Genomic DNA, 825 nt, shown 5'->3' on the forward strand with positions numbered 1-825 from the left:
AGCTTGAGCCTCGGCTTGCGCGGGCCGGTCTTCGGGGTGACCTCCGCATGTGCCTCGGCCAACCATGCGATCGCCTCGGCGGTGGACCAGATCAAGCTGGGCCGGGCCGACGTAATGGTTTCCGGAGGCAGCGACGCACCCTTCGCATGGGGCGTGCTGAAAGCATGGGAAGCAATGCGCGTGCTTTCACCCGATACCTGCCGGCCCTTCTCCGCCGATAGGAAGGGCCTGGTGCTGGGCGAGGGTGCGGGCATGGCCGTGCTGGAAAGCTACGAGCATGCCACGAGGCGTGGTGCCACAATTCTTGCCGAGATCGCCGGCGTCGGCCTTTCCGCCGATGCCTTCCACATTGCCGCGCCATCTGTCGAGGGGCCAGCGTCGGCGATGCGCGCCTGCCTTGCCGATGCCGGGCTGAATGCCGAGGACGTCGACTACCTCAACGCGCACGGCACCGGTACCAAAAGCAATGATCAGACTGAAACGGCGGCGATCAAGCGTGTGTTTGGAAACCACGCTTATTCGATGTCCATCTCTTCCACCAAGTCCACGCACGCGCATTGCCTCGGCGCAGCGAGCGCGCTTGAAATGATCGCCTGCGTGATGGCAATGCAAGAGGACGTCGTGCCGCCGACCGCCAACTATCGCGAGCCAGATCCCGCTTGCGACCTCGACATCACACCCAATGTGCCGCGCGAGCGCAAGGTGCGCGTCGCCATGAGCAACGCCTTCGCCATGGGCGGTACGAACGCAGTTCTGGCATTCAGGCAGGTGTAGAAGCCATGCAAGACGCCTCATTTGAGGTCACCTGTCGTATCTAGCTGCTTG

At 63.3% G+C, this 825-nt stretch carries 1 protein-coding gene; it reads left to right on the plus strand.

What is annotated here, in order from left to right:
• Window positions 1–774: beta-ketoacyl-[acyl-carrier-protein] synthase family protein (locus JT360_RS33260; protein WP_214477710.1), on the plus strand; the 774-nt coding region annotated here is incomplete at its 5' end.
• Window positions 775–825 lie beyond the last annotated feature (51 nt).

Source organism: Mesorhizobium sp. dw_380 (genome assembly GCF_018588885.1).
Classification (GTDB): Bacteria; Pseudomonadota; Alphaproteobacteria; order Rhizobiales; family Rhizobiaceae; genus Mesorhizobium.